The following is a 24,237-nucleotide window of genomic DNA, read 5'->3' on the forward strand; positions in this document are numbered from 1 at the left end:
CTTTGCGTTGATTGAATTTATACTTTCAGCGAAAATATTAACTTGATTAGCTTTTTTTATATCAACTGAATTAGTTTTTATATCAACATTTTTTTTGATAATGGTACAGCATACAATACAATTTCGTTATCAAGATACTTATTTAGATATTTTTCTATCATATTTTCTCCATTATAATATGCTTGCCATTTGTAGCATTCATATTCATTGCTTCCAAAAGTTAAAATATAATTTTCTTGTATTACATAATTTAAAACCTCAAATAACTCTTTACCTTTTTTATTGATTGGAGTGCATTTTAATTTGATAATTAACTGATTGTTATCAAGTTGTATATCTTTTCTGTGTCTTTCAATTATATTGATTATATCTTTTTCCATATGTATAATCTCCTTAATTATTATAGGTAAAAATGGAATATAAAAACTTAATTTTATATTAATATAATCATTGCTATTTCAAATCTACACTTTCTTCAGCATTTGATGATGTAATGGTTACGCCAATTAATGTAATAATACCACCAATAATAGCAAATAAAGTAGGTATTTCAGCTAACATAAAATATGCCAATACTAAAGAAACAACAGGTGTTAAGTATAATGAAATCGTCGCATCTGACACACCTATTTTTTGTATTGTATAAGCTAAGGCAATGTAAGGTAGAACAGTTGGAAATGCACCTAAATAAATGACAGATAATATCGATGTCATATTTGCCGTCTGTAATTCATTAAAACTTCCCGGTAAAAATATAAACATAAATAATGCGCCTGCAATAATTGTATAAATCGTCAATGGAATAAAACCATATTTATCTAAATACTTTTTTTGGAATGCAAAATATACGCTTTCACCAAAGGAGGCTAATAAAACTAATATTATACCCACTATAAAGATATTAAGTTCGTCTTCATTACCTAGTGAGATTAATGCCACACCTATTTATTTAATGATGATAAAAATTTTATGATGAAAGCTATAAATTTAGTGAAAGATTATTATGCTATAGTTGCTGAATATAATAATTTGAAATCGAAATATAAATTTTATGAACAAAAAATTTTTTATATAGTTTATTTAAATAAATGTATAAAAAATAGGTCAATTCTTCAAAATATTAATGAACTTGAAGAACTGATAGAAAATTACAAAAAAGGTGAAGATATATCACCGGCAAGAAAATTAATTCAAAAAAAGTTTAAAGAAATCGTTGATAAAAAGATAAAAGACATAACTAACCAAAACCCGAATATTGAAAGTTTATCAAAGAAAAAATAATTCACAAATTATAGAAATATCAATATAACAGAATATTACTGCGATTAAACAATAGTAGAAGAGTATGGACTAAAATTAGATTTATTGATACTCTGAAGTATATAGATTAACTGAATTTATTTTAGAAAAGGAAAGAAAAAATTTGCAAAAATATAACCCTATTCTCCAACCTATTTTAAAATGGGTTGGAGGAAAAAGACAATTAATAAAAGAAATTTCCCCATTAATTCCTCGAAATATATCGACATATGTAGAACCATTCGTGGGTGGAGGAGCTGTGTTATTTAATGTTCAGCCTAAAAGAGCTATAATCAATGATTTAAATGAAGAATTGATTAATACCTATAGAGTAATTAAAAATTATCCGGAAGAATTGATTCAAAAATTGATGTATCATAATGAAAATAATAATGAAGAATACTTTTATAAATTACGTGCATTAGATAGAGACGTTAAATATAAGAATATAGGTGAAATAAGCCGGGCAGCTCGTATAATTTATTTGAATAAAACTTGTTATAATGGCTTATATAGAGTAAATTCATCTGGTTTTTTCAATACCCCTTATGGTAAGTACAAGTCACCAAACATTGTAAATGAAACAATGATTAGAGCAATGACTAATTATTTTAATAGTTCAAATGTTAAGATTTTAAATGGAGATTATAAGTTGGCATTAAAAGGTTTGCGTAAAGGAAGTTTTGTGTACTTTGATCCACCATATGTTCCAATAAGCACATCATCTTCATTTACTGGATACACAGAACAAGGTTTTGGTCTAGATGATCAACTAGATTTGAAAAAGGAATGCGATAAATTGAATGCTAAAGGTATTAAGTTTTTACTTTCAAATTCTGATACCCCTTTTATAAGAGAATTATATGCTGATTACAATATTAAAACGGTTCAGGCTAAAAGAGCTATCAATAGTAACGCAAGTAAAAGAGGAGATATAAATGAGGTGTTAGTTTATAATTATGAAGTATGAGAACTATAATTATACAGTTAATGAAGCTTGGGATATATTGTTCGATAAATTTAATATTGCGGAAAATGTTTCTGCATATGGTTTTTTTAAGCTTGAGGCTAAAGAAATAAAAAAATATAAAGAACCTAGGTTAATGAGTAAATGGGATGCCAGTAAACAAGTTCCAAATAAATTCAAAAAAAATAAAATCAATATCTTACCTATTAGTAGAACAAGTTATATTTTAGGTAATTTTAATATATATGAGAAATTGCCTGAGTTTGTTAAACAAAATGAAGATGTATTTCATGTAGAGTTACCAGAACTAGAGAGTATTCAAATTGAAGAAATTACATCAGAAGCAAATGCTATTAATGTTCTTATACTAACAAAAATTTTAGACCATTTTTTAGAAACTAATGAAAACCACAGCACATTTAATGGTAGAATGGGTACTGGTAAATTTGACTTTAAATTAGAAAGAACTGATAATTCATCATTTATACCTATACATGTTGAGAGTGCTCAGTGCGAAATAGACGGAGGATTTGAAAATGATGAATCAGTTGTTATATTAGAAGCTAAGAATATAGTCAATGAAGATTTTAATGTGCGACAGCTATATTATCCATATAGGTTATGGAGTAAAAAAGTAAATAAACCTATAAGATTAGTTTTTTCAATTTATGCTAATAAAGTTTTTAGATTATTTGAATATAAATTTGATGATAAAAATAATATGTCTTCTATAAAAAAAGTGAAAGAAAGTATGTATTCGATTGAAGATGTTAATATTTCTTTAGAAGATATTATTGAGGTATATAAACATACTAATCCTAAATATTATGACGAAAAAGATAAAAATGATACACCCTTTATTCAAGCTGATTCTATGGATCGAATTATTTCTCTACTAGAAAATTTATATCAAAATCCACAAACTGAAATTCAAATTGCTTTTGAATTGATGGACTTTACTCCTAGGCAATCAAATTATTATTTTAATGCTGGTAAATATTTAGGACTATTTGATAAAGAGAAGTTTGGAGACGGGGGTAAGAAAGTAAAGCTAACGAAATTAGCTTTTGATATATATAAATTACCTTACAAACAAAGGCAATTAAAAATTATAGAATTGATATTTCAACATAAGATATTTAATGATTTATTTAAATTTGTTATAAAATATGGGGAAATCCCAGATAAAGAGATTATTATAAAAAAGATGAGAGAGTTGAATGTATGTTCAGAAAATGTAATTGATAGAAGAGCTAACTCAGTCTATTCATGGTTACAATGGATAATTAAGCTCACACATTTGAGCTAAATATTCAATTATTTTTAGAGATTAGAAAATAAAATTAAAATGAGCTATACAAATATTAAAATGTCTCAATATTGGAAGTAAAAAGACTGTAAAACGATTTATTTCAAATATTTTTACAGTCTTTTCCTAATGCTAAGCACTACTACAATATTTTTCTAAACAGGGCTAATGTAGAGTTGCCAAAGGATTCTGTGTCAGTGTCAAAAGTTTCGACTACTTCGAATCCAAAGTATGTGATCTCTTTTATTAGATCTATCTTTGACTTTTCTAAATAAGGAATAACTTTTAATGGTATTTTTATTTTTTCTCCATTTACGCGTACGATTCTGTCTATATAATTTTCTTTATGAAAGTTCTTTAATTGTTCTTTAACTTGATCGTAATCTTCTATTGTATGGAATCCATTGCCCCACTCTGATTTGCAATGATCAACTAAGAAGTAACCACCCTTTTTTAAAACTCTTGCAACATTTTTTAGATGACATAATCTGTCTGAATTTTTATGAATCATGTGTAAGCAGCCCATATTCATAGCTAAGTCGAAAGTTTCATCTTCATATTTATTTAAATAAAGTACATTTCCAGTGCTGAATATAGATTGTTCGTCATTAAAGTTTCCAATTTTTACTTTTGCTTTTTCAATTGCACTGTGAGAAATGTCGATACCCTGTACATCAATATTTTGTTTGTGTAAAAAAATGGTATCTCTTCCTTCTCCACACCCTAAATCTATAACTTTCCCTTTAAATAAATTTGGATATCTTCGAAAAACCATTAATAATGATTCATTTGGTTTTCCTGTTTCCCATAAATCAGCACCAATGCTATAAATTTTTTTATATCTTTCTTCGTAACCAAAATAGTAGTCATCGATATCAGCAAATAGTTTTTGAGTATCTTCATCATCTTCTACGGTTAGATTATAGTGATTTGAAAGTGAAATACGTGTGTTAGACACTAATAAATTTATAAAGTACTTTTTATTTTTGTGTATTTCAAACTTTTCTCCAACACCAATAAGAAATGGTTTTGTTACTTTATTTTTATTAGAACATTCTATTATGGCTAAACGTCCACTTTCAACAGTTAGATTATTCTCTTTATCACTAGTTATTTTGAAAGTGCGCAAATCATTATTTTCTATAAATTGTAGAGTGTTAATCATCATCACCTTCTAACTCAAATAATAGCTTTTCTTTTAATTTAGAAGGATGTTTAAATGCTCTGCAGGTGTTTAATAATTTCCGAGCTTCATTTAAATTGTTAGATTTTAATAATGAAAAATAGAGCGTTAATGGAATAATATCTCTTTGAGCGTTGCTACCTCCAAAATTTGTATTATTTAATAACGGAAACAATTTTTTAGAAGCTTCAGAATAATTTTGTCTAGCAAAATCGTAAAAGCCACATAATAAATTATATTGTTCGTAATTAATTGTATTATATTGTCTTTCTCTTACCTGTTGAATAAGTGATTCAATTTTTTCTTTTTCGTCTTTTAATATATAGGCTATTAAAGCATGTAAATCATTGAAAATAAAGTGACTATTATTTAAGTAATCGTCCCAATTGTTTAATGACTTATAAGGAATAATATTATTTTCATCCAATAAATGTAATCTCCAAAGTAGGGCAGTCACATCTAAATCTTCAAACCCATTCTCAATGTTTTTGCGGATGATTTCATTCGTCATAATCTGTTTAACTTCTTTGAAATCCAAGTTGAATAAATGAAATACTGCTAAATGCCACCATACATGAATTCTCATACCTTTATTACATTCCCAATATGGCTTCATTTTTTTCATCCACAATATGCCTTCTTGATATTTACCTGTTTCATAAAAATAATGACACATAGCATGTATTGAATATACATCTTTACGATTTATATTAAGTGCAATTTCGGCTGCGTTTTTTGCTTCGTTAAACATTCCATTTTCAATTAAAGCAAATGATTCAATCCCTTTGCTATATCCATAAAAAGAATGATTTGTATTTTTAAAAGAATTAACTACAATTTGTGATGATTCAAGCATGCTTTTTTGCCATCCAAGATTAAATTCCATCATATGAAGGGCAAAGAAAGCAAGTCGATTTTTTGGGTTATTATTAAGTAATTCTCTATATTTTTGGTGAGCATCAGTGTATTTACAAGTTGCTTGTTTTTCTAAAGCATTATTTAAAAGTACGGTATCAGTATTATCTATTGAATTGATGTTTAGAATTTTTAAATTCTCTAATGCTTTATTATGCTTTCTTTTTTCCATGCTACTTAAATATTCAATTGTTTGTAATTGTAATAGAAATATATCTTGAGTATTAATATTTACATATTGAAGGGGTTCAATCATTCCATAAAGATGATCATATAATTTTTCGATATCAATTTCTTGTTGCGAGTAATATACATTGTTATAAATATCTTTCCTTTTAATTAAATGATTTTTCAATTGTAGTGTTCCTTTCGTGATGTTCAATTTTCAATAAAAGCATTAATATAATTAACAAAATAAATGATGGTAACCAAACAAAGTTTAAATTGAATATACCAAGATAAATACAGAATGCAAGAACTGGTAGCCCCAAAGCATTTCCCAGGGAATAAATATGTTTTACAGTGTGACTAGCGTATGCTGTAACAATGATTTTTCTGAAAATAATTCTTGCGCTGCCAAAAGTGAAACCGAACAATAGCATTAATAGTAATTTCATTACAAGTGTCCCTTCAGTCAAATACCACATAACAGTGATAGCAATACTTAGTATAAAAAATACATTCAACCAATTATTAGATCGTAATTTGCTGAGTATTATTCCAATTAAAGCCATTCCTAGCCCTAAAGCACAGTCCAATAGTGCGACTTCATGAACTTCTCCACTCTTAAAAGCTGTAAAAGTAGGTAACATAAAATTGATAGTTCCTAATATTGGCCACATAAGCATACTTATAAAGTAATGTGTAAATTTTACAGATTCTTTAGTATGAATTTCATCATCTTTAGAAGGTAGTTGATTATCCTTATTTTGCTTTCTAATGACAATATAAAGAAGTAGATAGGTTAAGGCATACAATATAAATATCCAACGAAGTGTAATAAAATTAACAATCACTGAAACAAACAAAGGGCCTACCATTAAAGCAACTTGATTGATAGTCATTGAAAGGGAACTATATTTATTAATAAATATTTCACTTTTCTTTTCAACTAATTGTGAAAACCAAAATTCTAAACTTGTTTCTAAAAGGAAAAATACAATCCATAAAGCAAAATTTAGAATAATTAATAGCAAAGCGTTTCGGTAACATACTGTTATGATAATGACTATATAAAAAAGTACTAAAAAAGATAATTTTGTCAGGCCAGCACCTGAATAATTTTTAAAGAATAGCCTTATTAGAAATGGAGTGAATATTGCTGGAACAAATGAAAGGATTGTAGCCAGCGCTAAATCACTCGTAGATTCAGGATTTGCGAGTTCCCAATTTATAATGAGGATTAAACCTCCACAGATAAATCGATATAGTGCAGTAATGGTTAAATATTTAATCATTATGAACATCACTACAGTCAAAAATTTCATTTGTTAATTCATTGGCTTTGTGAATATGTTTGTATGTTTTTGAAGTTGGTAACTCAGGCCAGTTCAATTGAATGAGTCCTTCACGATTGCTCCAATTTTCGGGATCAGTTACGATATCTCCAACTTTTTTAAGTATATTTATTTTTTTGATTTCAGGATCTTTTGATACATCTGGGTAATGAATATGCATGATCTTACCTTTTGGAGCTTTCATAAATGCTATGGCAGAAGTTTTTTTGGGAGTAAATGTATATTTAGGTTTTACGTCATTGTTAATATACATAGATATATGAAGGCTGTAGGGGTTAATGTCATAAGAAGATTCGACTAAATCCATAATAGCATCGCCACCAGGTCTAGCTGCAGCTTCTATGACATAGAGGTTGTTGTCTTTAATTTTTATTTCAACATGAGCAACTCCACGTGAAATTCCTAAAGTTTTACAAACTTGTATTGCAAGGTCTTTAATATTTTTATCTTTATATCTGAAACTGGGAACTAAATGACCCATTTCAGTAAACCACGGTCTAGATGATAAATATTTTTCTGTAACAGTAATGACTTTATAGAAATTATGACCACACAGTACTTCAACTGAAACTTCGTCATCACTATCAATAAATGCTTCAATCAGAAATCCACTTTTAGAAACTTGGAAATCATCTGCATAGATCTCCATCGTTTGTTTCGATTTAGTATAGGCATCCATACATTCTTGTTTATTATTGGCTAAATAAACACCGCCACTACCTCCAAAATCAACCGGCTTTATAATTACTGGAAAATTAAATTCATTCATTAGCTGTTTTAATTGTAATCCACTATTAAAATACATAGACTTTGGTGTAGGGATACTAAACTTTTCAAATATTGACTTCATTATACTTTTATTTCTACAAGCGTTTATGACTTGTTCTTCAAGGTAAGGCAAACCGTAGTCTTGATTTAGTTTGTTAGCGACTTTTAGTGTCCAATCATTTAAAGGAACAATAGATTTAGGTTTGTAACCTTGCGTTTTATAGTAAGCTATTTCATTTTTTATTTCTTCATAGTTTAAAGGATTAGCATTAATACAAAAATCCCAATAAGCATTATATTGAAATTTTGCATTCTTAATAGCTGTCCAAACTTGGAAATCTCCGATTGCTTTGCCACCTGCATAAGATCTTTCTCTAAGAAACTGATCTGCACCTAATAACAATAGATATTCTTTCATATGAGCCTCCTCATTCACAAAACATTTATTATATAAAAATAATACCATATAATTTTATGGTTTAAAATGATATAAAAATGGATTGTGCGTTTTGTTTTTGTCGAAGATCTTTATAGATATTTCTTAAAAAGTGTTAGTTTTAAACATATAAAAGACTTAAGAATATTTACTTAACCTGTCAGGTTTATTTTTTTAAAAGTTACAATGTGCAACATGATTTATCTATCTTAAAAGATAATCAAAGAATAAAAAAACAAGGTAGAATGATGAGAGTTATTGAAGCGCATAATGTAATAATTGGGATTCTTGCACTTAAGAAGAAAATGAAGTTGTAAATACTATGAAATCTTATTTAGAAAAATCTATATAAAAAGTGTAGACAATATTTTACTATCATCTACACTTTTAACTCATTCAAAATTTAAAAGAAATTATTATCAATTTTTAACAAATGATCCTCATTAGAGAATTTTTATTACTTAATGATTTCAATTGTAAGAGGGACAACAAAATCTTCACCTTTATTTACTGTAACAATACCTATAATTGCATAAACAAATCCTGCAATTGATAAAACAAATAGCGGAATATAACCTATTAGTACGATAGTCAATATCCAAGATATAATAATATAACAAGTATAACTTATTGCAAAATTCAAGTAATTTTTACCTTGCTTGTTCAAGTATTCAGATTCGTCCTTTTTCATAAGCCATATAATTAATGGACCGATAAAACCTGTGAATATGTTTAATATCCAAATTAACATAGCCATTGTTTTATCATTTTGACTTACATTTGGAAAAGCATGTGGATTTTTCGATTGATTTAGTAAATTCATTTTTTAACCCCTTTGTTTTTATATATAGTATCAAAATACTATATAACTATATTAATTGATTTAGCAAAACTTGTATACTTAAATTTATCTTGCATATAAATATTATTAACATACAGAGAGTATTTGAATTTTAATATGCATATTCGTAATCACATAACCTCCAAAGGCCACAATCCCTATAACATCCCATAAAGTTTAAAGTGACCATATCAGTGATATGTACATAATAAAGCTTATGACAAAGGGGTGGAAAATAATGGCAGCAGAAACACATAATGGTTGTGTTAAGTGTGGACATACAGAAGTTGAAGAAGGAACACTTTCAGCGACAGGTTCAGGTTTTTCTAAAATATTTGATTTGCAACATAATAATTTTACAACAATAACTTGTAAAAATTGTGGCTATACAGAATTTTATAAAGTGGATAAAAATAGAACAACAGATATTGTCGATTTGTTCTTTGGAGGATAGAAATTATAAATAATTACGACGGTTTATATAATACTGTTTTACGATAACTGTATAAATACAGATGGAATTTTATCGTATTTTAAAACTAGTCAACATTATGAGGTGGACTACGAAATCTTTTTAATTAGATTTCTGGTTCACTTTTTTAATTTAACATTTACTTCTATTTAATTTGAACTTAATACTATTTTGTTACGTTCGTGGTAATCAATATGAATTAGTAACTTAAAAAATAGATAGGAGTGGCGTTATTTTATGAAAAAAAGCACCTCGAGTTTCATATTTACGATGTCTGCGGCAGGCATTTTTGTAGGGACACAAGATGCTAGTGCATCGGAAGTAGAGGATCAACAGAAAAAAACAGAAGCAATCAATGAAACGAATCAAAACGATGATACAATCACACAAACTTCAGATAAAGCGTTAGAAACAGAATCACTTGCTAATAAAGTAGCTAACATTGAGGGTAATGATCAGGAAGATGCAGCAAATGATACAAAGGCACAGTCAAAAGCAAATCATGATCAAAATTTAAGTGAAGATAATTTAACTTCATCTAAAAATGCCGATGAGGAAGTAGACCAAAATACACAAATTACATATAAGCAACAAGATGAAAGTAATAAACAAATACAACCATCTGATAACCAAGAACAAAAAGAACCATATACAGCAGCGAAAGAACAACCAAAGTTACCAAGTCAATCGACGTCCAATCAGTATAACCCAGGAAATAATCAACAGTGGGGAAATGAAGCGGATAAAATTGAGGATGCTACTTCAGATCAACAAATCAAACAGGAAAAATTAGATAAAAGAACTGCAGAAGATAATCATAAGTCGAACAAAGCGTTAACATCAGATGAAGCCGCTACAACAGATAATCCAAATCAGCAAAATCAATCACCTCAACAAAATAATACTGAGCGTACCACTAATCAGGAATCAAATAATAAAAAAGCAACTACACAGCAAACACAATCCAATGACCATCGTTATGCGATCATGACGATTGGCAAAGATAACACCGAAAAGAATTTAACTTGGTATCATGAATCGGACGAGCAAGGTTATGTGGAAATTGCAAAAGCAAATGAGCAGGGTGATTTTTCTAATGCAAGACGTCTAGAAGGAGAAACACATAAAGGTAGCAATACAAAACGCTTGCTAAATAAAGATATACCAAAAATGAATTATACTCATGCAACGCTGCCTCATTTAGAAGAAAATACAACTTACATGTATCGCTTTTTTAACGGTGTAAATGGAGAAAAATCCCCGATACGTCGTTTTGATACGAATAATAATGGAGAAACGAATTTTATCGCTGTTGCTGATCCACAACTAGGTGCTTCGGGAGATTTAGAGGCGGATAATGCAGGATGGCAAAATACTGTGAATCAAATGGCACAGTTAAATAAAAATCCAGATTTTTTAATGAGCTTGGGAGATCAAGTCAATTTGCCTTGGGATGAAAAGGCATATAGTGGTTTTATAGAAGCCAAAGGGATGGAAAATTTCACAGTTGTACCTACTTTAGGTAATCATGATCGTGCCAATAAAGCTTATTCTGAACATTTTAATCTGCCTAATTTGCAAAATGGTGGTAAAAACCTGGCGAGTTCTGATTTTTATTTTACACATAATGATACACTTTTTGTCAGTTTAAACTCTGAGAGTTTGGATTATAAAGGGCACGAAGAAACGATGAAACGTGCGATTGCAGATACTAAAGATCAAAATCCCAAGTGGATTGTCGCACTCACTCACAGAAATCCATATTCAGCAGGCAAACATTCTGATAAGTTAGCAACAAAAATCAGACGTGATAAATTTGCGCCGTTGATGAAAAAGTACAATGTTGATTTAGTATTAGGTGGACATGACCATTCTTATAGTCGTTCACATGTTATGAATGGTAAAGATGCTCAAGTAAAATGGGATGAAAATGGAGCGGCACCACAAACATACTCGAACCCAAACGGTACAATTTATGTAACATTAAACTCTGCTAGTGGTAGCAAATTCTATGAATTAGATGGAAAAAAAGATTATGCAGTTAAATCAATACAGGATAACCAACCTGCTTATACGAAAGTGAACATCACGAAGGATTATATTGAAGTATTAACATACCATGTACCACAAGGTAATGAAAAACTTGGTGAACCGATTGATCGTGTCCGCATTAATAAAGATGATAATTAAACTCGCTTTCAGTAATATATGAAAAGTGGTAATTTTATCAAAATATAGAGAGGTAAGTCATAAGGTTGTGTGCCGTCACTATACGCTACCGTGTATATTAAGTGTGTATTGAAATTTTTATGTTGAACTTTACTGTGTGATATATCGCAAGTATTCATTTTTACCTACATCGCAATTTTAGAGAAATACGATATTTAACAACCACATGAATGAAGAATAGTCAGAGTTGCAGAACAAGTAACACTTGTTGAATATATAAATCTTTTACTGGCGAAGAAACTAGGAAGAAAAAAATAAACAACCCTTTTAAGGGTTGTTGGGAAAGTAGTGCATATGGCGGATTTTCTCAGAACTCTTATCAGGGCAAGTCAGTAACAAAAGCTTATAACCGAACGGCGAACTACCTATTATTCGGGTTGTCTTCATTGAATTTACAGCTAGTAAATATGTTGTTTAGCGCTATTAAAATCTTGTAACATTTCATACCATGCTTTTTCAATATTTTCATTTAATCCAAAAAGTCCACTCCGTCCTAATATATAGATATCTGGTCCAGCTTTTTGAATCTTTTCAAATGTATTTTTATTTGATGATCCGTCCATTTCAATAAGATAATTGTAGTTATTATCATCTCTAATAACACGTAATTCTTGTATTTTTTCCAATGTACTATCAATGAATTTTTCACCTGCAAAACCTGGATCAACAGTCATGATTGTTACTTTATCAACTAAATCTATATAGGGCATTATGATATCAATTTTAGTTTCTGGATTTAAAACAACTCCAAATTTTAAATCTGCGTTGTGTACTTGATTGATTAAACGATAAGCAATGCCATTCATAACTTCTGCGTGTACACATATAAATTCACTTCTGATTTTTATTAATTGCTCTATCCATTGTGTTGGATGCGTTACCATTAAATGCGTAGAAATTGGTACAGAAGAAATTTTTTTAACTTGTTCAATAAACCATGGTGACAACGTGATGTTTGGAACATAGTGTCCGTCCATAATATCTATATGATACGAATCGACATGTTGATCTAAAAAAGTGATTTGCTCTTTAAATTTATCTAAGTCCATCGTCATTAATGATGGTGAAAATTGTGCTTTAACCATAAATGTCACTCCTCAAGAAATTTTTAGTTCATTTAAATCTATATCGTCTTCTTCTGTTTCTTCTTGTATATCATTGGATGCATCAATCGGTTTTTTTAAAATAGTGAGTACAAATGCAGTAACAATTACGTTAGCCAAGACGGCTAGGACAAAAGTAAAAGGTTGTGACATGGTAGGAAGCACAAGAAAACCTCCGAATGGTACTTGTGCATCTCCGCCTAACACCATAGAAATCGCACCACCAACAGCACCACCAATTCCAGTAGCAATAACACTACGGATAATATCATTCAATGCAAGAGGTAGCACACCTTCAACAATCTCTATGAGGCCCATTGGGAATGCAGTTTTCAGGGTTTCAATTTCGACTTGTTTGTAAATATTTTTTTTGAATAACTTAGCGACCCAATAAGCTAAAGCAAATCCTAACGGCGTAGCAGTATTAACGACAATCAATGCAGTTATAGGTTCATGAATGCCTTGAGCTTGTAAAGTCAAAACGAAAGCGAATACTGTTTTGTTAATAGGTCCTCCGAAATCTATACTAGCTAGTACGCCTATCAATAAGCCATAGAATAATTTAGAAGTGCCACCTAACGATTGTAAATATTCTGTTAACCAGTGTGTAAAAGCACCTATTGGAACGCCAATGATATAGACCATAATCAATCCACCAATGAGTGAAGCGATAAATGGAATAACAAGCATTGGCATAAGGCCTTTAGCCCAATTTGGTAATTTTACAAACTTAATGATGATTAATACAAGATAGCCTGTTAGAAATCCACCAATGATACCACCTATAAAATCAGCACCGACTGCTGTTGAGGTTAAACCTATTATTACCCCAGGTGCGATACCTGGTTTGTCTGCAATAGAATAGGAAATACCAGTAGCGATTATCACAGGTAATAATTTTAATCCAATGCCTCCTATTACAGCGAGGACATCCCAAAATGAATAACCTGCTTTAGTTAAATCAGTCGAGCTATCTCCACCGAATGCCATTCCTATAGCAATCATAAACCCAGCACCACAGACTACAGGGATAAGATATGAAATGGCTGTTAATAAATGTGTTTTGAAATTTAAATTATTGAAAAATGATTTCATAATCCTGCCCCCTTTAAGATGTAAGTACCTGTATGATTTCTTCTTTTCTTTTGGCGTTAAGTAATTTAGAATTTATTTCATCATTTCCTAATTTTCTAGCTATTTGTGATAATAATTTGAGGTGATCTGTTGAGTTTTCGGTTCCTATTGCAATTAAAAACACAATTTGAGCACCGTCATTGTCTAATGATTCCCACTCGACTTTATTATTTAATGTAGCAATTGCGACGCCTGGCTTCTGAACACTTTTACTTTTGCCATGTGGGATTGCTAGTAAATTACCAATTCCGGTCACACCTTCATTTTCTCTGTTATAAACATCATTTAAAAAAACATCTATATTATCGATGTATTGCTCTTTTTTGAACGATGCTGCTAAACTTCTTAAAATCTCTTCTTTGCTAGTATAATTAGATTTAGGAAAAATTATATTTTTATCTAAGATATTTGTAAGTTCCAAATTTTTCATCTCCCTTAACTTTTACTCACAGCAATTTCTTCTATTTTTTCTATTAATTTATTTGGTGATTTAATTGCTAAATCTGTAGGTATTTCAACTATTTTTTTTCCATCAAAACGCTCTTTATTTGCTATTTTCACGTCTATTGCAAGTAATACAATATCTGCATTACTTATTGCTTCTTCAGTCAATTCATTTTCCGAACCAATTGTTCCTTGTGTTTCAATTTGAATGGAATGACCTTTCTTTTTAGCTGCTTGTTCTAATTTTTCTGCTGCAATATATGTGTGTGCAATTCCTACTGTGCATGCGCAAACGCTTACGATATTCATATAAATTACTCCTTTGTAATCAATTTTTTTATATAATCTTCATGCGCTAAATTCCTCATAAAGCTTCTTATTAAGTCTTTGTCACTGTCTTCAACCTTCATAGGCACTAATATTAAAATAATTAAATCAATGAACTTGTCCTGCCACTTTATAGATGATGAATTATTTTTTACTAACACAATACGTGTTTGATAAACGTAAGATTCTTTAATATGAGGTAATACTACTTTTGGATAGATTTCTAAGTCGCCTTGGGCCTCTCTATAAGCAATGTCCTTTAGCATTGTATTCTGTTTATCAATAACATTATCTTCAATAAGTAAGTTTTCTATATCATCTAAAATTTCGTACGTATTATTTGATTGTGTCGTTATTTCAAATAAAATTTCATCCATAATGAACACCTAATTTCGGAATAAGGGATTTTAATTTTTGTTGATCATTTTTATTAAACATTGCACTTACAACAACAACCGGAATAACATCGAAATTTTTTATTGAAACAGTAGAAATTACTAAATCAATATCTTTAATAATTTCGCTGTTGATAGTGTCTGATGATATGACATCTATTATTTCTATCTCAGGAATATTTTTCTCGATTTTGACACGTAGTAGCTCTGAAGTGCCTATGCCGGTAGTACAGGAGATAAGTGTTTTGATTTTTCTAGGATTACGTTCTATTTCTCGAGCAAAATAAAGTGTTAGAAATCCGATTTCATCTTCTGAAATATTTGGAATTAGCGTTTTAGAAATAGCAGATGTTTGAGAATATATTTCAGAATATTCAAACTTTATTTGATCTAATAAAGTGTTTTTAATAAGAATATGGTTCTCTATTCGATTAATCATTGGCTTTATATGTTTCATTAAATCAATACGAAATGTAGTATTAGAAAAATCACTGTTCAATCTCTTTTCCATAGGTATTATTAAATTGCTTGTAAAAGTAATAACGTCATCCGAAAAGTCACATTCGCTATCCTGGTTTGAAGGTGTCTCGTGTTCTACGCGATATGATGTTAGATATTTATATAAGTAGTCTTTTTCTATGTTAGGTAACTGGGAAGATAAGTACGTTTCAAAATTTTTGATAATGATATCACTGATTCTGTAATATCTTTGGTCTATTGTATAATCAGTGTCTTCTATATTTTTATGTTTTTTAACTTCATGTTTTCCATGTTTTCTAAAACGTAATATTAGAATATATAAGTGTGAAAAGATATTGATATTATATGGATACGGTATGCTAACATTGAGCGTTTTTTCAATCGTATTTATTTGGTTATAAACAAAAATTTTATCTTTTTCTTCTATACTTTTAGGTATACTATCTGATTTTTCAATCTCTAAGAACAGAGTATCCATACTTTGCATTAATGCATTTCTAATATCAGATTCCTCTCCTGAAATTACCAAGGTACGGTCTTTACGAATCAGTTTTAGATTAAATGGTTGGGCCATTTCTATAATTATTTTTTCATCTACGGATAACATACTTTCACTAATATAGAATTTATTAATGATTTGATTCACAGTCGTTGGTTTTGGGGAGCTTATTAATAGGTCCTTAAAAATTTCATTTCTTCTTTCAATAGGAGACATAGCTAACTTCACACTTTTGGATATTGTATTTGATTCGATATCCAAACTATTAAAGTCAGGATCTATATAAAAACCTTTACCTTTTTCTGAATAAATTTTTTTATTATCAGTAGAACCATTAATTTCATTGATTAAACGATAAATGCTTTTAGAAGAGATCGATAATAAATCAGCTAGTTCAGTTGCTTTGGTATATCCAGAGTTGTTTAATAAAAAATTTATAATCTTATTCTTTTTTTCCTCCTTATTCATAAATATTCCCTCCTCCATACATAAAGTGTATAGCAATAATTTGTAAGCGCTTAATTTAAAATTGTCCAATGCAATGGACAATTTTTTATAATCTTATTAATCATTATATAATATAATAGGATAAACGTTTATAAATGTTATTTAACATAAAATATAATGTTTTGTTAATTTGAGGGAAACTTCATTAATAGTTCAAAATAAAAAAATCATCTAATAAACAAGTTAAAAATAGTTTATTAGATGACTCATCATAATCTTTTAATAACATTACTAAAAATGAATGTCTATATTGTGCTCTTGGCAAAAATCGTTGATATCTTTTGGTGGCGTTTTGTCGGTAAATATTTTACTAATATTTCCCAAATTGCAGTATGTGAGTAAAGTGGATTTTCCCATTTTACTGTGATCGGCTAAGATAAATGTTTCTGAAACTTTGCTCGTAATATATTGTTTTATTAAATTTTCTTCCATTTCGGAATTAGATAATCCATTTTGAATATTAACACCAGTTGCGGACATAAAAGCCTTATTAATATTGAATTTTTCTAGCAACATATTAGAATCCATACCTATAAACGACCTTGTGATTGATTTATATTTTTCTCCAATAATGAATAGTGTTACATTTTCAAATTGTGATGCTCTATTCATAATATCTAAACTATTCGTTATTATAGTGAAGATCATATTTTTATCAACATAATCTAATAGATGTATTGTAGTTGTACCTGTATCAATATATATAATATCATTAGTCTTTATTTCATTAGAGGCTATTTCTCCAATATATTTTTTAGATTGATAATTTTCTATATTTCTTTTATAGTAATCCACAGCTTTATGTGAATCTTCAATGACTTCTATTCCACCATAAACTTTCTTGACGATTTTCATATCTACAAGTTGGTTAATGTCACGTCGAATAGTATTTGTTGAGACATTAAAAGTTTCACAAAGTTCTTCTATTGATGCTGTCTTATTTTTTTTTATGAAAGATTCAATTTCATAAATACGCTTAGCTTTCATATATGATTCCCCCATTTATTACAATATACCCAATATTTTAAAAATAAACAATCAAAAATTATAAAACTTACTCAAAAGTTGACACAATTTTAAGAATATTATAAAGTTATCTCAACAAGTAACCAAAATATTATCAAAATATGATTAAAAATTGTAAGCGGTTACTTAAAAACGATTGGAGGATTTTATAATGGCAGAAATCTTAAAGAACTATGTTAATGGCGAATGGAAAGTATCGAAGAGTACAGAAACACTTGATGTGTTAAATCCTGCAACTAAAGAAGTAATTGCAAAGGTACCTGTATCAACACGTGAAGAATTAAACGAAGCGGCACAATTAGCACATGATGCATTTCAAGAATGGAAAGAAGTGGCAGTACCTAAACGTGCGCGTTTGTTGTTCAAGTTACAACAGTTACTCATCGATAATAAAGATGAACTTGCATCAATCATCACTAAAGAAAATGGTAAAAACACTACTGAAGCTTTGGGTGAAGTGCAAAGAGGGATTGAAAATGTTGAATTTGCAGCAGGGACACCTTCACTAATGATGGGTGATTCTTTATCAAGTATCGCAACGAATATTGAAGGGACAAGTTATAAATATCCTGTAGGCGTTGTTGGTGGTATAACTCCTTTTAACTTTCCAATGATGGTACCGTGCTGGATGTTCCCAATGGCTATATCATTAGGCAATACATTTGTGATTAAGCCATCTGAAAAAACCCCATTATTAGTAAATAAACTAGCAGAATTAGTAGAAGCAGCCGGCTTCCCTAAAGGTGTGTTCAATGTGGTACATGGTGCCCATGATGTTGTTAATGGTATTTGTGAAAATGAGCATATTAAAGCAGTTTCATTTGTGGGTTCTAAACCGGTTGGCGCATATGTGTATAAAAAAGCAACAGAGAATTTAAAACGCGCTCAATGTTTAACTGGAGCGAAGAACCACACAATCGTATTAAATGATGCAGATATTGATACAGCAGTCAAAGATGTCATAGGTGCAGCATTTGGTTCAGCAGGTGAGCGCTGTATGGCTGCAGCTGTTATAGCAGTGCAAGCTGATGTATATGACGAATTCAAAGAAAAATTAGTACAAGAATCTAAAAATATTGTGATTGGTCATGGTATAGAAGATAACGTATTTTTAGGGCCAGTTATTAGAGAAGAAAATAAAGCAAGAACATTACAATACGTAGACGAAGGTGTGAAAGAAGGTGCCACATTAGTACTTGATGGTAGAGCAGACAATAAAGAAGACGGCTATTTTGTCAAACCGACTATTTTTGAAGATGTCACAACGGACATGAAATTATGGCAAGATGAAATTTTTGCGCCAGTATTATCACTTGTCAAAGTGAATAGTTTAAAAGAAGGTATCACGTTAGCTAACCAATCTGAGTTTGCAAATGGTGCTTGCTTGTTTACAGATAGTGCATCGTCAATCAGATATTTTAGAGAAAATATTGATGCAGGCATGTTAGGAATTAATTTAGGTGTACCTGCACCAATGGCAATTTTTCCATTCTCAGGTTGGAAATCTTCATTCTATGGTTCATTACATGCTAATGGTAAAGACAGTATTGATTTTTATACTCACAGAAAAGTCGTTACAGCACGTCATGGAGATCCACAATTTTAAGGAGTGAAAATAGATATGGCTGATTTACTAAACAAACCTGTACATCATCCTTTAAGCGATGATGTGCAAGTTATTCACGATTTAAAACCAAACGACATAAATTTAAACTATATAGGGTTAAAAGTACTCGATATTAGAACGGGTGGAATTTATGAAGAAGCAACTAAAGACTTTGAATTATGTATAGTGGCCCTAACAGGAAAAGTTTCAGTGTCAGATGGTTATGACACTTTTAATAATATTGGTACAAGGGATTCAGTATTTGAAAAAATCCCAACAGATAGCGTGTATATTTCAAAGCAACATAATATAACCATCGAGGCTGTGACAGACGCAAGAGTAATATTATGTTACGCACCTGCTGATGAAACACGTGAGACACAGTTTATACCAGCAAGTGAGAATTCAATTGAAGATAGAGGTAAATATGCTAATAAGCGTCATGTACACAATATATTACCAGATACGCATAAAGCGAGTGAAAAATTATTAGTTGTAGAAGTATATACGGATCAAGGAAATTGGTCTAGTTATCCTCCTCATAAACATGACAGGGATAATTTACCAAATGAGTCATTACTAGAAGAGACTTACTATCATGAAATGAATCCACGTACAGGATTTGTGTTCCAAAGAGTATATACAGATGATTTGTCACTTGATGAAACGATGGCAGTTGAAAATAGCGATGTCGTAGTGGTTCCAAAAGGATATCACCCAGTAGCTGTTCCAGATGGATATGATGGTTATTATTTAAATATCATGGCAGGACCTAAAAAAGTTTGGAAATTTTATAATCAACCAAATCATGAATGGATAATTGATCGTAAATAAAAGGAGTGCACATATATGGCTAACAAGAAACATATCGTGGCAATCGGTCGTGCTGCAGTTGATTTAAATGCTAAAGAAATTAATAGACCTATGGAAGAAACGGCTAGCTTTAGCAAATATGTGGGTGGTTCACCAGCCAATATAATGATTGGTGCTGCAAAGCTAGGATTAGATGTTGGTATGATTGCTAATGTATCTGATGATCAACATGGAAGATTTATTACGAACTATTTTAATGAAGTAGGTGTAGACACTTCTCAAATTCATATTGATGAAGAAGGACGTAAAATTGGTTTAACTTTTACTGAGATCAAAAGTCCTACAGAATCTAGTATTTTGATGTATAGAGAAGCAGTTGCTGATTTATACCTTGCTCCAGAACATGTAGATGAATCATACATTGAAAATTCGGAATATTTGCTCATTTCTGGAACGGCTTTAGCGCAATCACCTTCAAGAGAGGCAGTCTTAAAGGCTTTAGCGCTTGCTAAAAAACATAATGTTAAAGTGATTTTTGAATTAGATTACCGCCCATATAGTTGGAGAAATAAAGAGGAAACATCGATTTATTATGAATTAATTGCTGAACAATCAGATGTAGTAATTGGAACAAGAGACGAATTTGACATGATCGAGCGTTACCAGACGCTGTCAGATCAAGAGATTAGCAATTTGCTATTCACAAGAAATCCTAATTTAGTAGTGGTCAAACATGGCGTACAAGGTTCATTTGCTTTTGATAAAGCAGGTGAAGTATATGAAGGAAAAGCATTTAAAGCGAATGTTGTAAAAACATTCGGTGCAGGTGATTCATACGCAGCTGCCTTTATCTATGCACTTGTTACAGGTAAATCTGTAGCGGAAGCACTTCAATATGGCGCGGCATCTGCAGCAATTGTTGTTAGTAGTCATAGTTCGTCAGAAGCCATGCCAACTGTAGAAAAAATAGAACAGTTAATCAAAGAACAAGCTTAAGGTGGTGGTAAAAATGGTCAATACAGTGAGATTAACAACAGGTGAAGCAATCGTAAAGTTTTTAACACAGCAATACATTTACGTTGATGGCGAAGAAACACGATTTGTTGAAGGTGTAATGAATATCTTTGGCCATGGGAACGTACTTGGTATAGGTGAAGGATTGTCAAAATATCAAGATGAATTGAAAGTGATTCAAGGTAAAAACGAACAAGGTATGGCACACGCTGCAATTGGTTTCAGTAAACAAAGTCTAAGGAAGAAAATTTTTGCAGTAACGACTTCTGTTGGACCTGGTTCAGCTAATCTTGTGACTGCAGCAGGCACAGCGGCTGCCAACCATATCCCAGTGTTATTCCTTCCGGGTGATACATTTGCATCACGCCAACCAGATCCAGTATTACAACAAATAGAAAATCCTCAAAGTATTGGGATAACAACAAATGATGCACTTAAACCAATATCTAGATATTTTGACCGTATAACACGACCAGAGCAAATAATGTCGGCACTTATTAGAGCATTAGAAGTTATGACAAATCCGCAAACGGCTGGACCAGTTACACTAGCGTTGAGTCAGGATGTACAAGGAGAAGTATTCGATTTCCCAGAGACTTTCTTTGAAAAACGTGTACATTATGTCGATAGATTAGAACCATCTGAGCGGGCGATTGAACGTGCTTGCGAAGTGTTAAAAGCAGCTAAAAAGCCTTTAGTTATTGTTGGAGGTGGCGCTAAGTATTCAGAAGCACACATTGAAATCAAACAACTCATTGAAGCGCATAAAATACCTATGGCCGAAACACAAGCTGGTAAATCAACGATAGAAGCTTCTCACCCATTAAATTTAGGCGGTTTAGGTGTTACAGGCAATTTAGCAGCGAATGTTTATGCTAAAGATGCTGATGTCATTGTAGGAATTGGGACAAGATATTCTGATTTTACAACGAGTTCGAAGACAGCTATTAACTTTGAAACTGCCCAATTGATCAATATTAATATCAATAGAGTAGATGCATACAAGTTAGATGCAACACAAGTAGTGGGTGACGCCAAAGTTTCTGTGGCAAAACTCATGAGCGCACTAGGAGAACATCAATTTGATATCACTGAGGCCGTTAATAGTATTAAACAACAGTGGAACAGTGAACGTGCTAGATTGGCAGAAATTAATATTAATGTAGAGGATTATACACCTGAAATTGCCAATCATTTTGATCATGCAAAGATTAAGCAATACGTAGAAGCATTACAGACTGAGTTACCACAAACAAATGCATTAATTGCAGTAAATCGGACAATAGCTAAAAATGCAATCATTGTTGCAGCAGCAGGTTCTTTGCCAGGCGATTTAGAAAGATTGTGGGAAACAGATGATTTCAATACGTATCACATGGAATATGGTTACTCAACTATGGGTTATGAAATTGGTGCAGCGGTTGGTGCTAAGATTGCAGAACCTGATAAAGAAGTCTATGCGCTAGTAGGGGATGGTAGTTTCCTTATGCTGCACTCTGAATTAATCACTGCACTCCAGTATAACTATAAAATTAATATTATTTTATTTGATAACAGTGGCTTTGGATGTATTAACAATTTACAAATGGATAATGGTAGCGATAGTTTCTGCACAGAATTCACAGATTTTAGTGGTAAACCATTAAACATAGATTATCAAAAAGTAGCTGAGGGTTATGGTGCGAAATCTTACAAAATCAATGATGTGAAAGCACTGACAGAAGTGATTGAGCAAGCTAAAGAAGAAACTAAATCTACGTTAATAGAAATTAAAACATTGCCCAAAACAATGACAGATGGATATGAATCATTTTGGAATGTAGGTGTTTCAGAGCATAGTGACAAAGCATCCATACAAGAAGCATTTTCAAATAAAGAAAAAATAATGAAAAACGCAAAACATTACTAAAGCGGGTGGAAAAGCTATGACAAAAATTAAAATAGGACAAGTGGGTCTCGGCAGATTAGGTCAAGTTCATGCATCAAATATTGTAAATCATGTTAATGATGCCGAATTATATGCAGTCGCAAGTGTAGTAGATGAAGAGCTAGTATACGCGAAAGAAAAATTAGGCGTTCAACATTGTTATAAATCCTATAGTGAAATGATAAATAATGACCAACTTGACGCCGTTGTTATTGTTTCTCCAAGTGGGTTTCATGCAGTGCAAATTACTCAAGCTCTTGAAAAAGGTTTGCATGTTTTCTCTGAAAAGCCAATCGGATTAGAGTTAGAGAATATTAGACAAGTCGTAGATAAAATAGATGACAATCCAGATATAGTATTCCAATTAGGATTTATGCGTAGATTTGATGAATCTTATTTATATGCGAAAGAAGCAGTGGAAAATGGAAGCTTAGGAAAGATTACAGCAATGCGTTGTTATGGTATTGATCCTAGTGTAGGGTTAGATAGTTTTATACAATTTGCTAAAAATAGTGCAAGTGGCGGAATCTTCTTAGACATGTCAATACATGATATTGATTTAGTAAGGTGGTTCACCGGTTCAGAATTTAAAACGGTTTATTCCCTAGGAAATAATATTGCAGCACCTGAATTATCTGTATGTGAAGAACTAGAAACTGGTGCATGTTTATCAGAATTAGAAGATGGCACTATCGCATATTTTTTAGCAGGAAGAAACGCCAAGCATGGTTATCATGTCGAAACAGAAATAATAGGAACAGAGGGCATGATAAGAATTGGTAACGCACCAGAAAAAAATTTAGTAACTTTATATGATAAAAATGGTGTTGTAAGGCCTACATCAGGTCATTTTCCTGAAAGATTTAGATTTGCTTTTATTAATGAATTAAATACATTTGTACAATCAATAAGAAATAAAGAAAAAGCTTCTGTTACAGGTGTGGACGGTTTGAAAAGTACAGAGGTAGCCATTGCTATGCAATCATCCTTCGAATCTAAGAAGGTTATTACGTTATGAGGTGAAAA

The 24,237-nt window shown here is 31.0% G+C and carries 24 protein-coding genes; 10 read left to right on the plus strand and 14 right to left on the minus strand.

Annotation, left to right across the window (positions count from 1 at the left end; all coding sequences use genetic code 11):
• Positions 1–77: 77 nt before the first annotated feature.
• Positions 78–380, minus strand: coding sequence for a hypothetical protein (locus KA833_RS13870; protein WP_245336273.1), 303 nt, complete (start codon positions 378–380; stop codon positions 78–80).
• A gap of 73 nt (positions 381–453) precedes the next feature.
• A complete protein-coding gene (locus KA833_RS06220) occupies positions 454–939 on the minus strand; it encodes a DMT family transporter (protein ID WP_348634307.1) in 486 nt (161 codons plus the stop codon).
• 30 nt (positions 940–969) lie between these two features.
• On the opposite strand from KA833_RS06220, the gene KA833_RS06225 reads away from it, so the two are divergent.
• The 3 genes from KA833_RS06225 (at position 970) to KA833_RS06235 (ending at position 3,575) form a co-directional block, all read left to right on the plus strand.
• Positions 970–1,281, plus strand: a complete 312-nt coding sequence (locus KA833_RS06225; RefSeq protein ID WP_210128621.1) for a hypothetical protein — start codon at positions 970–972, stop codon at positions 1,279–1,281.
• Positions 1,282–1,423: 142 nt separating this feature from the next.
• A complete protein-coding gene (locus tag KA833_RS06230; RefSeq protein WP_245336274.1) occupies positions 1,424–2,269 on the plus strand; it encodes a DNA adenine methylase in 846 nt (281 codons plus the stop codon).
• Positions 2,259–3,575 (plus strand): type II restriction enzyme, encoded by a 1,317-nt coding sequence (locus KA833_RS06235; protein ID WP_210128622.1) that lies wholly within the window; start codon positions 2,259–2,261, stop codon positions 3,573–3,575. Before KA833_RS06230 ends, KA833_RS06235 begins: the two co-directional genes overlap by 11 nt.
• A gap of 142 nt (positions 3,576–3,717) precedes the next feature.
• Here KA833_RS06235 and KA833_RS06240 read toward each other — a convergent pair whose 3' ends face one another.
• The 5 genes from KA833_RS06240 to KA833_RS06260 form a co-directional block, all read right to left on the minus strand.
• Positions 3,718–4,740 carry a class I SAM-dependent methyltransferase gene (locus KA833_RS06240; RefSeq protein WP_210128623.1) on the minus strand — a complete coding sequence of 341 codons (1,023 nt, stop codon included), beginning with the start codon at positions 4,738–4,740 and terminating at the stop codon, positions 3,718–3,720.
• Complete coding sequence (locus KA833_RS06245) at positions 4,733–6,028, minus strand: tetratricopeptide repeat protein (RefSeq protein ID WP_210128624.1); 1,296 nt, start codon at positions 6,026–6,028, stop codon at positions 4,733–4,735. The genes KA833_RS06240 and KA833_RS06245 overlap by 8 nt, the downstream gene beginning before the upstream one ends.
• Positions 6,009–7,130, minus strand: coding sequence for an MFS transporter (locus KA833_RS06250; RefSeq protein ID WP_210128625.1), 1,122 nt, complete (start codon positions 7,128–7,130; stop codon positions 6,009–6,011). The genes KA833_RS06245 and KA833_RS06250 overlap by 20 nt, the downstream gene beginning before the upstream one ends.
• Complete coding sequence (locus KA833_RS06255) at positions 7,123–8,376, minus strand: ATP-grasp domain-containing protein (RefSeq protein ID WP_210128626.1); 1,254 nt, start codon at positions 8,374–8,376, stop codon at positions 7,123–7,125. Before KA833_RS06255 ends, KA833_RS06250 begins: the two co-directional genes overlap by 8 nt.
• Positions 8,377–8,851: 475 nt before the next feature.
• Positions 8,852–9,217 carry a DUF4870 domain-containing protein gene (locus KA833_RS06260; protein WP_070038702.1) on the minus strand — a complete coding sequence of 122 codons (366 nt, stop codon included), beginning with the start codon at positions 9,215–9,217 and terminating at the stop codon, positions 8,852–8,854.
• 256 nt (positions 9,218–9,473) lie between these two features.
• On the opposite strand from KA833_RS06260, the gene KA833_RS06265 reads away from it, so the two are divergent.
• The gene (locus KA833_RS06265; RefSeq protein WP_070657109.1) at positions 9,474–9,689 is read left to right on the plus strand and encodes a zinc ribbon domain-containing protein; all 216 of its coding nucleotides are present in this window, start codon (positions 9,474–9,476) and stop codon (positions 9,687–9,689) included.
• A gap of 255 nt (positions 9,690–9,944) precedes the next feature.
• Positions 9,945–11,897, plus strand: a complete 1,953-nt coding sequence (locus KA833_RS06270) for a purple acid phosphatase family protein (protein WP_210128627.1) — start codon at positions 9,945–9,947, stop codon at positions 11,895–11,897.
• Between the two features lie 437 nt (positions 11,898–12,334).
• Here KA833_RS06270 and alsE read toward each other — a convergent pair whose 3' ends face one another.
• The 7 genes from alsE to KA833_RS06305 all read right to left on the minus strand — a co-directional run bounded on the left by alsE (position 12,335) and on the right by KA833_RS06305 (position 17,812).
• On the minus strand, positions 12,335–13,021 hold the full coding sequence (alsE, locus tag KA833_RS06275) for a D-allulose 6-phosphate 3-epimerase (protein ID WP_070657103.1): 687 nt from the start codon (positions 13,019–13,021) through the stop codon (positions 12,335–12,337).
• A gap of 12 nt (positions 13,022–13,033) precedes the next feature.
• Positions 13,034–14,134: a PTS fructose transporter subunit IIC gene (locus KA833_RS06280; protein WP_210128628.1), complete on the minus strand. Its 1,101-nt coding sequence runs from the start codon at positions 14,132–14,134 to the stop codon at positions 13,034–13,036.
• Between the two features lie 13 nt (positions 14,135–14,147).
• A complete protein-coding gene (locus tag KA833_RS06285) occupies positions 14,148–14,594 on the minus strand; it encodes a PTS sugar transporter subunit IIA (RefSeq protein WP_070657098.1) in 447 nt (148 codons plus the stop codon).
• Between the two features lie 14 nt (positions 14,595–14,608).
• The gene (locus KA833_RS06290; protein ID WP_070657095.1) at positions 14,609–14,926 is read right to left on the minus strand and encodes a PTS fructose transporter subunit IIB; all 318 of its coding nucleotides are present in this window, start codon (positions 14,924–14,926) and stop codon (positions 14,609–14,611) included.
• Between the two features lie 5 nt (positions 14,927–14,931).
• On the minus strand, positions 14,932–15,321 hold the full coding sequence (locus KA833_RS06295) for a PTS sugar transporter subunit IIA (RefSeq protein ID WP_210128629.1): 390 nt from the start codon (positions 15,319–15,321) through the stop codon (positions 14,932–14,934).
• The gene (locus KA833_RS06300; protein ID WP_210128630.1) at positions 15,314–16,786 is read right to left on the minus strand and encodes a BglG family transcription antiterminator; all 1,473 of its coding nucleotides are present in this window, start codon (positions 16,784–16,786) and stop codon (positions 15,314–15,316) included. The genes KA833_RS06295 and KA833_RS06300 overlap by 8 nt, the downstream gene beginning before the upstream one ends.
• 270 nt (positions 16,787–17,056) lie before the next feature.
• Entirely contained in the window at positions 17,057–17,812 is a 756-nt protein-coding gene (locus KA833_RS06305) for a DeoR/GlpR family DNA-binding transcription regulator (RefSeq protein WP_210128631.1), read from the minus strand.
• A 190-nt stretch (positions 17,813–18,002) separates the two neighbouring features.
• Here KA833_RS06305 and KA833_RS06310 point away from each other — a divergent pair, with 190 nt between their 5' ends.
• The 5 genes from KA833_RS06310 to KA833_RS06330 are packed head-to-tail and all read left to right on the plus strand — an operon-like array spanning position 18,003 to position 24,229.
• Entirely contained in the window at positions 18,003–19,457 is a 1,455-nt protein-coding gene (locus KA833_RS06310; RefSeq protein WP_210128632.1) for a CoA-acylating methylmalonate-semialdehyde dehydrogenase, read from the plus strand.
• Positions 19,458–19,472: 15 nt separating this feature from the next.
• Positions 19,473–20,291, plus strand: coding sequence for a 5-deoxy-glucuronate isomerase (gene iolB / locus KA833_RS06315; protein WP_210128633.1), 819 nt, complete (start codon positions 19,473–19,475; stop codon positions 20,289–20,291).
• Between the two features lie 15 nt (positions 20,292–20,306).
• On the plus strand, positions 20,307–21,266 hold the full coding sequence (iolC, locus tag KA833_RS06320) for a 5-dehydro-2-deoxygluconokinase (protein WP_210128634.1): 960 nt from the start codon (positions 20,307–20,309) through the stop codon (positions 21,264–21,266).
• 13 nt (positions 21,267–21,279) lie between these two features.
• The gene (gene iolD / locus KA833_RS06325; protein ID WP_210128635.1) at positions 21,280–23,193 is read left to right on the plus strand and encodes a 3D-(3,5/4)-trihydroxycyclohexane-1,2-dione acylhydrolase (decyclizing); all 1,914 of its coding nucleotides are present in this window, start codon (positions 21,280–21,282) and stop codon (positions 23,191–23,193) included.
• Between the two features lie 16 nt (positions 23,194–23,209).
• Positions 23,210–24,229: a Gfo/Idh/MocA family oxidoreductase gene (locus KA833_RS06330; RefSeq protein WP_210128636.1), complete on the plus strand. Its 1,020-nt coding sequence runs from the start codon at positions 23,210–23,212 to the stop codon at positions 24,227–24,229.
• The last annotated feature ends 8 nt before the right edge of the window (positions 24,230–24,237 follow it).

Source organism: Staphylococcus sp. GDY8P67P, from assembly GCF_017892545.1.
GTDB classification, from domain to species: Bacteria; Bacillota; Bacilli; order Staphylococcales; family Staphylococcaceae; genus Staphylococcus; species Staphylococcus ureilyticus.

What these genes read in the sequence shown, in the direction of transcription:
- KA833_RS13870 (WP_245336273.1), bottom strand. Translation starts at nt 380, where the DNA reads ATGGAAAAAGATATAATCAATATAATTGAAAGACACAGAAAAGATATA.
- KA833_RS06225 (WP_210128621.1), top strand. Translation starts at nt 970, where the DNA reads ATGATGAAAGCTATAAATTTAGTGAAAGATTATTATGCTATAGTTGCT.
- KA833_RS06235 (WP_210128622.1), top strand. Translation starts at nt 2,259, where the DNA reads ATGAAGTATGAGAACTATAATTATACAGTTAATGAAGCTTGGGATATA.
- KA833_RS06240 (WP_210128623.1), bottom strand. Translation starts at nt 4,740, where the DNA reads ATGATTAACACTCTACAATTTATAGAAAATAATGATTTGCGCACTTTC.
- KA833_RS06250 (WP_210128625.1), bottom strand. Translation starts at nt 7,130, where the DNA reads ATGATTAAATATTTAACCATTACTGCACTATATCGATTTATCTGTGGA.
- KA833_RS06255 (WP_210128626.1), bottom strand. Translation starts at nt 8,376, where the DNA reads ATGAAAGAATATCTATTGTTATTAGGTGCAGATCAGTTTCTTAGAGAA.
- KA833_RS06260 (WP_070038702.1), bottom strand. Translation starts at nt 9,217, where the DNA reads ATGAATTTACTAAATCAATCGAAAAATCCACATGCTTTTCCAAATGTA.
- KA833_RS06265 (WP_070657109.1), top strand. Translation starts at nt 9,474, where the DNA reads ATGGCAGCAGAAACACATAATGGTTGTGTTAAGTGTGGACATACAGAA.
- KA833_RS06270 (WP_210128627.1), top strand. Translation starts at nt 9,945, where the DNA reads ATGAAAAAAAGCACCTCGAGTTTCATATTTACGATGTCTGCGGCAGGC.
- alsE (WP_070657103.1), bottom strand. Translation starts at nt 13,021, where the DNA reads ATGGTTAAAGCACAATTTTCACCATCATTAATGACGATGGACTTAGAT.
- KA833_RS06280 (WP_210128628.1), bottom strand. Translation starts at nt 14,134, where the DNA reads ATGAAATCATTTTTCAATAATTTAAATTTCAAAACACATTTATTAACA.
- KA833_RS06290 (WP_070657095.1), bottom strand. Translation starts at nt 14,926, where the DNA reads ATGAATATCGTAAGCGTTTGCGCATGCACAGTAGGAATTGCACACACA.
- KA833_RS06295 (WP_210128629.1), bottom strand. Translation starts at nt 15,321, where the DNA reads ATGGATGAAATTTTATTTGAAATAACGACACAATCAAATAATACGTAC.
- KA833_RS06300 (WP_210128630.1), bottom strand. Translation starts at nt 16,786, where the DNA reads ATGAATAAGGAGGAAAAAAAGAATAAGATTATAAATTTTTTATTAAAC.
- KA833_RS06305 (WP_210128631.1), bottom strand. Translation starts at nt 17,812, where the DNA reads ATGAAAGCTAAGCGTATTTATGAAATTGAATCTTTCATAAAAAAAAAT.
- KA833_RS06310 (WP_210128632.1), top strand. Translation starts at nt 18,003, where the DNA reads ATGGCAGAAATCTTAAAGAACTATGTTAATGGCGAATGGAAAGTATCG.
- iolB (WP_210128633.1), top strand. Translation starts at nt 19,473, where the DNA reads ATGGCTGATTTACTAAACAAACCTGTACATCATCCTTTAAGCGATGAT.
- iolC (WP_210128634.1), top strand. Translation starts at nt 20,307, where the DNA reads ATGGCTAACAAGAAACATATCGTGGCAATCGGTCGTGCTGCAGTTGAT.
- iolD (WP_210128635.1), top strand. Translation starts at nt 21,280, where the DNA reads ATGGTCAATACAGTGAGATTAACAACAGGTGAAGCAATCGTAAAGTTT.
- KA833_RS06330 (WP_210128636.1), top strand. Translation starts at nt 23,210, where the DNA reads ATGACAAAAATTAAAATAGGACAAGTGGGTCTCGGCAGATTAGGTCAA.